Annotated in this window: 7 protein-coding genes; 4 read left to right on the top strand and 3 right to left on the bottom strand. The window is 72.3% G+C overall.

The window, feature by feature from the left end:
• The first annotated feature begins 1,200 nt into the window (after positions 1 to 1,200).
• Positions 1,201 to 1,794, top strand: coding sequence for a globin domain-containing protein (locus ABD54_RS24400; RefSeq protein ID WP_047871884.1), 594 nt, complete (start codon positions 1,201 to 1,203; stop codon positions 1,792 to 1,794).
• 169 nt (positions 1,795 to 1,963) lie between these two features.
• Positions 1,964 to 2,614, top strand: coding sequence for a pyridoxamine 5'-phosphate oxidase family protein (locus ABD54_RS24395; RefSeq protein WP_047871883.1), 651 nt, complete (start codon positions 1,964 to 1,966; stop codon positions 2,612 to 2,614).
• Positions 2,615 to 2,704: 90 nt separating this feature from the next.
• On the opposite strand, the gene ABD54_RS24390 is transcribed toward ABD54_RS24395, so the two are convergent.
• Both ABD54_RS24390 and ABD54_RS24385 read right to left on the bottom strand, forming a co-directional pair.
• Positions 2,705 to 3,910: a DUF418 domain-containing protein gene (locus ABD54_RS24390; RefSeq protein ID WP_047871882.1), complete on the bottom strand. Its 1,206-nt coding sequence runs from the start codon at positions 3,908 to 3,910 to the stop codon at positions 2,705 to 2,707.
• Between the two features lie 32 nt (positions 3,911 to 3,942).
• Positions 3,943 to 4,563, bottom strand: coding sequence for a TetR/AcrR family transcriptional regulator (locus tag ABD54_RS24385; RefSeq protein WP_047871881.1), 621 nt, complete (start codon positions 4,561 to 4,563; stop codon positions 3,943 to 3,945).
• A 259-nt stretch (positions 4,564 to 4,822) separates the two neighbouring features.
• Here ABD54_RS24385 and thiD point away from each other — a divergent pair, with 259 nt between their 5' ends.
• Together thiD and ABD54_RS24375 are read left to right on the top strand one after the other, a co-directional pair.
• A complete protein-coding gene (thiD, locus tag ABD54_RS24380) occupies positions 4,823 to 5,623 on the top strand; it encodes a bifunctional hydroxymethylpyrimidine kinase/phosphomethylpyrimidine kinase (RefSeq protein WP_047871880.1) in 801 nt (266 codons plus the stop codon).
• A 231-nt stretch (positions 5,624 to 5,854) separates the two neighbouring features.
• Complete coding sequence (locus ABD54_RS24375; protein ID WP_047871879.1) at positions 5,855 to 6,046, top strand: CsbD family protein; 192 nt, start codon at positions 5,855 to 5,857, stop codon at positions 6,044 to 6,046.
• A gap of 66 nt (positions 6,047 to 6,112) precedes the next feature.
• Here the strand turns inward: ABD54_RS24375 and ABD54_RS24370 are convergent.
• Positions 6,113 to 7,128, bottom strand: a 1,016-nt coding sequence (locus ABD54_RS24370; protein WP_047871878.1) for a ferric reductase-like transmembrane domain-containing protein, incomplete at its 5' end; no start/stop codon positions are given.

The raw sequence follows: 7,128 nt of genomic DNA, 5'->3' as shown, positions 1-7,128 counted from the left end.
CCTCCCCGCCGCTCCTCGGAACCGTCCCGTGGCCCCGGGTCCCCGCCGTGTCCCCACGCGTCCATCGCGCTCACTTCCCGCTCGTACGGCCCGGGGTCACCACCCCGGACACAAGCGGAGAGTATCTGATTAATCACCCTCCGGGGTAATCGGGGCGAAAGCAGCGGACCGGGGACCGGGCTAACCGAGGAGGCCTCGGCGGTAGGCCTCGGCGACCGCCGCGACCCGGTCCCGGACGGCGTCCGCTGCGGTGCGCGCAGACCGCCTCGGGCCGCGTGGTGAGCAGTCGCCCGTCGAACTCGGGAGAGGAGCCCGGAAGGCCGCCTGCCGTTCAGGGCCTGCCCGCGTGACGAGCCCGTCCGGGGCGTCCAGGGCGGCGACGCGGCCCGGAGCCGATCAGCGCGAGCCGGTCGCAGAGCCGTTCGGCCCCGCCCCCGGAGCGGGTGGCGAGCACGACCGCGGCCCCGGAGTCGCGCACGCCCCCGGTGGGGCCCCGGGTGTTCCAGCGCGCCCGGGGGCCAGTCCCGCGGTCAGGTCGTCGAGGACGGCCCCGAGGGGGTCGGGGCGTTGGCCACCCTCTGTTTCCGCTCCCCGGACCGTGCGCGGAGGCCGCCCGTCACACGAAAGACGAAAGGTATCCCGGAGAACTGAGGTAGCACTGTGGCCTCATGCACCACCAGAGGGTAATATCCTCAAACGTCGACATTTCTGTTACATTGCCACAACAGGCACAGTAAAGGGGGTAGCGAACATTGAAACGGTCGTCGCTCACCCCCCACGTGGCATTCAGTGCCATCCGAACCTCGGATGAGCGCTGAATCCGGAAGAAGACGAGGCAGCGATGAGGGTTCCCGACAGCCCCGCTACTGCCGAAGGAGCGCTACACCCGTTCCCTTCGTCCCAGCCCGCTCACACGGCCCCGTCAGGGGCGCCGGAGGCTGGGAGGTTCCGAAGGGCGGGACAGGCCGCCGGGTCGGTCCACCCGTTCCCCTGGGACTCCGCCGGTACAGCGGTGAGCTGAGGCCCTCACCCGCGCGTCCGGCCCTCCGGCTCCGCGCGCACCGAACCCGCACTCGCCCCCCGGTCGGCGAACCGCTGGGGAACGCGTGTCCGCACCCCCGGCATGACTACGCTCCGTCACCACGGTGGTATGTGCGCCTCCGTGGCACAGCCCTTTCCGCGACCTGATTGGAGGCTTCCTTGTCTCCCCGCTCCATCGAAGAGGTACCGCTGCCCGCCCCCGCCGTCATCGAGGCGGTACGGCAGTCGTGCTCCGCGTTACCGCCCGGCTCCACCCGTCTGGCCGACCGCTTCTACCAGAACCTGTTCGAGATGGCGCCCGCCGTCCGTGACATGTTCCCCGCGAACATGCAGACGCAGAAGGAGCGCATGGCCTTCGCCCTGCTGGAGGTCGTCCGCTACCTCGACGAGCCCGAGGAGGTCGCCGGGTACCTGAGGCGGCTGGGCGCCCAGCACAAGCGGGACATGGACATCAAGCCCGAGCACTACCCCTTCGTCGGCCGCGCCCTGGTGCGCGCGGTCAGCGAGGTCTCGCCCACCTGGTCCTCCTCCATGAGCTCGGCCTGGATCGTGGTCTACGAGTGGATCACCGCCAACATGCTCGCGGGTGCGCGCGAGGCCGAGGGCGGAGCGGGTGGATCCCGGACGGCCGGGCGCGACAGGACCGCCGTGTCCCCCCGCGGGGAGCGCCCGGCGCCGCCCGCGCCGCCCCAGCCCGACCCCTCCGCCGAGGCGTCCTCCCCCTACCGGCGGGCCGACACCCCGACACGCTGACCCGCGCCGCGGCGCGGTGGCCGGACCCCGAAGGCACCGGGTGACGCCCCGGCGCGCCGGGCGACGCGTCCCACTCACCTTCCCGACACCCCTTTTCCTCCCCGACAGCAGCGGCCCCTGCGTCCCTGACTATTCACACCAGCCCCACCAGCCCCATCGAGAGGCAGTGATGCGCGAGACCTCCCCACGGCAAGTTCCCGGCAGCGAGGGTGAGCACCGCGTCCAGGCGCTGAACGGCACGAGCGAACGCGCCGAACGCTTCTACCGAGACCAGATGCTCGACCACCTGAACCCGCTCATGCGCGAGTTCGTCGCCCGGCAGGAGATGATGTTCATCGCCACCTCCGACCGGCGCGGCGAGTGCGACTCCAGCTTCCGCGCGGGACCGCCCGGCTTCGTCCACGTGATCGACGAGCACACCCTGGCCTACCCCGAGTTCCGGGGCAACGGCGTCTTCGCCAGCGCCGGCAACATCCTGGAGAACCCGCATGTGGGCCTGATGTTCCTGGACTTCACTCACGACCGCATCGGACTGCACGTCAACGGCCGGGCGTCCCTGCTGGAGGACGTGGAACTGCGGCGCCACGTCCGCGGTCTGCCCGAGCCCGAGGTCCCCGGGCAGAAGGCGGTGCTGTGGACGGTGGTGCACGTGGAGGAGGCCTACATCCACTGCCGCAAGCACATCCCGCACCTGCGCAAGGTCGGCCGCGACGAGGCCTGGGGCACCGACGACGCCCTGCGCAAGGGCGGCGACTTCTTCGGGTCCAAGGACACCCCCACGCGGTGGAACACTCCCCAGGCCCCCGTCTACCAGATCTGACCGGGTCGGCCCCCGCACGCCGCCCGGCGCTTCCGGCACCGGGTCGTCCGCCCCCGGCGGACACGGCGTGCGGGGCCCTCGGCGGGGCGCTCAGCGACGTTCGGGCACCCGCGCCAGCACCGCCTTCTGCAACGCCTCCAGCGGCCCCGCCCGGAAGCGGCGCAGCCAGAGCGTCGACACGGTCATGAGCAGTGCGCACACCGACGCCCACAGACCCATCACCCACCACGGGCCGGTGTCGGCCAGGCGGGAGGCCAGCCCCAGGCCGAAGCCGTAGCAGACCAGCACGCAGACGACGTTCTGCGCGACGTAGCCGCTCATCGCCATCCGCCCCAGGGAGGACACGGCGGTGATCCCCCGTCCGGCGGGGTTCGCCCGGTCCACGACCCAGCCGACCGCGCCGACCAGGCCGAGCGCCACGACGGGCGCGGCGGCGTAGCGGTCCAGCATGAACAGGTCGGGTCCGGCCAGGGACGCGGCCAGGTTGACCGGCAGCCCGATCCCCAGGCCCCAGACGAGCAGGCGGCCCCGGATCCGGCGGCCGGTGTCGTCGCCGCCGAAGGCCCCGGCGCGGAAGAGACGCACGCCCAGCAGGAACATGAACACCATCAGGGCGAAGGTGATGACCGGTTCGGCCCGGAACAGCAGTGCGTTGTCGAGCCGGAACGCGACCTGCTCAAGGTAGCCGCCCTCGGCGTACAGCTCCACGGCCTCGGACGGGACCTCGGCGCCCTGCGGGTCCGGTTCGGACAGGAGCGCGGCCGTGACGAGGCCGACGAAGGCCAGGTGGAGGGCGGCGCACGTCCACATCACCGCGTTCTGCACCCGTTCCGACCGGGTGAGCAGCCAGGCCACCACGATCGAGGCGGCCGCGTAGCCCATGAGCACGTCCGCGGCGAAGACCAGCGTGAAGTGCACGAGCCCCTCGGCGAACAGGAACAGCGCGCGCCACTTGTAGGGGCCGGGCCAGCGCCCGCCGCGTCTGGCCGCGGAGCGGAACTGGATGGCCAGGCCCACGCCGAAGAGCAGGGTGAGCAGGGCCAGGAACTTGCCGTTGGCGGCGAAGGCGAACAGGCCCTGCGCCAGGGTAGCCGCCGAGGGGTCCTCGCGGAAGGCCGCCATCGGGCCGATCGCGTCCGGGACGAAGATGATGCCCGCCTCGGCACCCGGTGCGGCGAAGAGCCACACGTTGGTGCCCAGGGTGCCCATGATGGCGACGCCGCGCAGGACGTCGAGCAGGGGCAGCCGGGCGGCCGGGCGGGCCGGGGCCGTGCTCTGCGGTGTCGTGCTGGTCATACGGGTTCCCTCGGGCTCTGGCTCGTACGTGTTCACGGGTTCTCGGGGGCGGGGAAGAGCCGGTCCAGGTGGGCGGCGAGCGCGGCGGGGACCGCGTTCTCGGAGAAGGCCTCGCCGCCGGTGGCGAGGTGGTGCACGGTCAGGCCGTCCACGAGGGCGACGAGTCCGGCGGACTCGGCCGCCGTGTCCGTACCGGGCGGGAGCTCACCCCGGCGCACCGCCTCGTCCATCGCCCGCGTGAACACGCCCACCAGGTCGGCGGTGGTGTCCTTGTGCAGCCGCGACATCTCCGGGTCGGTCATCGTGGCCGGCAGGAACTCCAGCCACACGGTCAGCTCGGCGCGGCGTTCGTCGTCGAGCGGCAGCAGGGTCCGCGCCGCGCGGGAGATCCAGTCGCGGGCCGAGGCGATCGGCGGCCCGTCGGTGCTCACCGCCGTCAGCCGGTCGGCGCCCCGCCCGTAGAGGTACTCCACGCCGAAGCGCAGAAGTTGCGACTTGGTGCGGAAGTAGCGCTGCACCAGTCCGACCGAGACGCCCGCCCGGTCGGCGACGTCGGCGAGGGTGGTCCGCGCCAGCCCCCGCTCCCCCACGGTGCCCAGGAGCGCGCGGGCGACCTGCCGCCTGCGCTCCTCGTGGTCCGCTGTTCGTGCCATGAAAAAATAATACGGTAATATTTTTCTGCCGTCCAGGTCCCCGGGAGGTTCCGGCCGGGCACGGCGCCGGCCACCGGCCCCGCCGCGCTTCGGCGCGCCCGCTCTCCGGGCCTCGGTCAGCGGGCGGGGAGTCGTGGACGGAACGCCCCGGCCTGGGGGAACGTCCGGCCTGTCCGCTGTGGTGCAATTGTTCGGGGGTTCGCGGGCAGGTGGGGGCCGCGGGCTCCGCAACAGCACACCGAGACGAGGGGGTTCCCCGATGACCAACCGCGCGTACGTGATCGCAGGGTCGGAGGCCACCGGCGGCGCCGGTATCCAGGCCGACCTCAAGGCCTTCCAGGAGCTGGGCGTCTACGGCATGGGGACGATCACCTGCATCGTGTCCTTCGACCCGAAGAACGGCTGGGGCCACCGCTTCGTCCCCGTGGCCCCCGAGGTCATCGCCGACCAGATCGAGGCGGCCACCTCCTGCCACGACCTGGACGTGGTCAAGATCGGGATGCTGGGCACCCCGGACACCATCGACGCGGTCGCCGAGGGGCTCGGGCGCCAGCCGTGGCGGCACGTGGTCCTGGACCCGGTGCTGATCTGCAAGGGCCAGGAGCCGGGTGCGGCCCTGGACACCGACAAGGCGCTCACCGCGCAGATCCTGCCGCTGGCCACCGTCATCACGCCCAACCTCTTCGAGGCGCGAACCCTCGCGGGGATGGAGGCGCTGGAGACGGTGGACGACCTGGTCGAGGCCGCCCACCGCATCCACGAACTGGGACCGCGGCACGTCATCGTCAAGGGCGGCGTGGAGCTGCCGGGCCCGGACGCGGTGGACGTGTACTTCGACGGCGAGCAGACGACCGTCCTGAGCGCCCCCAAGATCGGGAACGCGAGGGTGAGCGGCGCGGGCTGCACCTTCGCCGCCGCGATCACCGCGGAGCTGGCCAAGGGCGGCGACGTGGGACCGGCCGCCGACGTGGCCAAGGAGATGGTGCGCCGGGGCATCGGCAACCGGGTGGGCACGCACGCCCCGTTCGACTCGGTGGCCACGGTCGCCCCCGGAGCCTAGGCAGTGTTCTTCGGACCTCCGCTCCGCTTCGATCCGTGTCCGGGCGTCCGGAGCACGGGAACCCTCGGCAACCGAACGAGCCCCCCGCAAGCTGGGGCCGGTTCGGGAACAGGACCCGGGCGGCGTCTCCCCTCTGTCATCTTTGACGGTTTTTTTACCGTGGGCACGGTTCGCGCCCCCGCCCGGCGGTCAGGTCTGCCCACAGGAGCGAAAACCGAGAGGGAGGCGCTTATGTCCGCGGGCGACCAGGCCAGGAACAAGGCCGACGAGTTGAAGGGCAAGGCCAAGGAGAAGCTCGGCGAGGCCACGGACAACCAGCAGTGGCAGGCCGAGGGCAAGGCCGAGAAGAACACCTCGAAGTTGAAGCAGGCGGGCGAGAAGGCCAAGGACGCCCTGACCCGGGACGACGAGCCCGGGAAGTAGGGGTCCCGCGCGATCCCGGGCGGGGAGGCACCGGTGGGTGCCTCCCCGCCCGCGTGCACGCCCGACTCACCCCCGCGCGGGGCGCCCGCGCAGCGCGAGGACGACGGCGCCGATCACCGTGAGCAGGAGGGCGAGCCCGCCCCAGACCATGCTCTGGGTCACCAGCATCTCCCCGCTCCCGGCCCCCGGCGTCCTGCCGCCGTCGCGGCCGGTGACGGTCACGGCGAGCAGGACGACGACAGCGGCCGCGACGCCCAGACGCGCACCCGCGCGGGCGAGCCCCCCGAGCCCGCGCCCTCCCGCGAAATCGTCCCGTGCGAGGCGCTCGTCCGCGCGCAGCGGCGCCAGGAGCCGGGCCAGCAGCAGGAGGGCCACGGGGAGCTGGAGCGCCCACACCGCCGTGCGGAACCAGCCGTCGAACCACACGTTCGTTCCGTAGAGCAGGGTGTGCCACACGCTGAGCGCGTAGACGACAATGACGAACCGGTGCAGGGCCCGCCACACGCGCGTCCCCGTCCAGGAGCGCACGTAGTAGGCGAGGCCGAGCGGGATCGCCAGGTAGAGGGCGATGAGGCCGATGAGGATGGCGACCTGCCCGGTCCCGGAGGAGTAGCCGCCCGGCACGAAGGTGTCCACGAACGCGGAGGACAGGCGCCCGCCCCAGCCCAGTCCGTACTCGTTGCCCCGGACGAGTTCGAGGAAGAACGCGAAGGCGTGCGCGAACATGAGCCCGATCGTGGTCAGACTCGTGACGCGGTGCCAGCGTTCGATCCGGGCGTGGGAGAACGGCGCCCCGGGCAGGGGGGCGGTCGAGCGGAGCAGGCCCAGCATGACGGTGATCCAGGCCCACAGCAGCCCGGACCAGCCGAAGGCCTGGCACAGCCAGTACAGCCAGTACTCGTCGGCGTCGGCGAGGAAGGGCATGACCACGAGGGTCTGCGAGGTGCCCGCCTCGATGCGGGAGTAGAGGAGGAGGAAGAGGGCGAAGGTGACGGCGAGGGCCGCGGCGGTGTCGGGTACCAGACGGCGCAGGTCGGCGCGTAGGGACCTGCGGTCGAGGCGGGGGGCTCCCCGGGCGGGGG

It is taken from the genome of Nocardiopsis sp. RV163, assembly GCF_001029525.1.
In the GTDB taxonomy this organism is placed as follows: domain Bacteria; phylum Actinomycetota; class Actinomycetes; order Streptosporangiales; family Streptosporangiaceae; genus Nocardiopsis; species Nocardiopsis dassonvillei.
The sequence above is the reverse complement of the archived record's forward strand: the minus strand, read 5'-3'. Positions and strand labels throughout refer to the sequence as shown.